Here is a 710-nt window from a genome sequence, read left to right as displayed (position 1 = left end):
TTAGAGGGTGTCTCACGTGGCAAGTTTCGCGAGCTTCTTGTAGCAGGTCAGGGCGGCGGCCAGGCCGAGGAAGGCGAGGAAGTGCGAGCCCTTTCGTTCGTATCGGACGGTGAGGCGGCGGTAGCCGAAGAGCCAGGCGATCGGCCGCTCGATCTTCCAGCGGTGCCGACCGAGGCGTTCGCCGGACTCGATGCCGGGCCGCGCGATGCGCGCGACGAGCCCGCGCTCGCGCAGCCAGGCCAGGTGTTCGGCGGAGAAGTACGCCTTGTCCGCGCGGAGTTTGACGGGTCGGCGCCGCCGTGGTCCCCGGCGGGACCGGACGGCGGGTATGCCACGGATGAGCGGCTTGAGGGCGAGGCTGTCGTGCATGTTCGCGCCGGACACGGCGACGGCGAGCGGGATGCCCTGGGCATCGGACAGCACGTGCAGCTTGCTGCCCTTCTTGCCGCGATCGACCGGGTTCGGCCCGGTCAGCGATCCCCCCTTTTGGCGCGAACGGAGGCCGCGTCGACGATCGCCGAGGTCCAGTCCACCTCGCCGCGGGCCCCGAGTTCGTCCAGCACCGCCCGGTGCAGCCGACGCCACAGGCCGGCCTCGGTCCATACCGTGAAGCGGCGATGCGCGGTGGCGGGCGACGTGCCGAACGTCGGCGGCAGATGCCGCCAGGCACAGCCGCTGGTCAGCGCGTACACCACTGCCGTGAACACGGC

Annotated in this window: 2 protein-coding genes; both read right to left on the bottom strand. The window is 71.0% G+C overall.

What is annotated here, in order from left to right; translation table 11 throughout:
• Positions 1-12: 12 nt before the first annotated feature.
• Positions 13-585 carry an IS5 family transposase gene (locus DY245_RS32755; RefSeq protein WP_220377979.1) on the bottom strand — a complete coding sequence of 191 codons (573 nt, stop codon included), beginning with the start codon at positions 583-585 and terminating at the stop codon, positions 13-15.
• Positions 471-710: transposase (locus DY245_RS45455; RefSeq protein WP_220377978.1), on the bottom strand; the 240-nt coding region annotated here is incomplete at its 5' end. The genes DY245_RS45455 and DY245_RS32755, both read right to left, overlap by 115 nt.

The organism is Streptomyces inhibens, assembly GCF_003389455.1.
Taxonomy (GTDB): domain Bacteria; phylum Actinomycetota; class Actinomycetes; order Streptomycetales; family Streptomycetaceae; genus Streptomyces; species Streptomyces inhibens.
The sequence above is the reverse complement of the archived record's forward strand: the minus strand, read 5'-3'. Positions and strand labels throughout refer to the sequence as shown.